This is a genomic window from Desulfocurvus sp. DL1XJH-121 (assembly GCF_054819825.1).
The window spans coordinates 1-254 of the sequence record NZ_JBTVWW010000145.1; the positions used below are offsets into that span (position 1 = coordinate 1).

The following is a 254-nucleotide window of genomic DNA, read 5'->3' on the forward strand; positions in this document are numbered from 1 at the left end:
GAGAGCGCCTGGAGTCTGGACGCGATGTACACCATCCAGGAAGGGCGAGCCAAGGGCACGCTGCTCAAGCTGCATTACACCCAGTATGACAATCACACCAACATTCCGAGCTGGGGCGGCGGTTACGGCAACATCTTCCAGGACGAGAAAGACGTCAAGTTCATGGTCATCGCGCCATTCACCATCTTCTGATGCGTTCCCCGGCCTCGCCGCCGGGGCAGTTAAGGGAATTCAACGATGAAAAAAATCATGCT

1 pseudogene is annotated in these 254 nt (G+C 55.9%); it reads left to right on the forward strand.

The annotated features are described in order from the left end of the window. Window positions 1-192 (forward strand): annotated as a pseudogene (locus ACYYG1_RS17665) (OprD family outer membrane porin); the annotation flags it as partial. Window positions 193-254 lie beyond the last annotated feature (62 nt).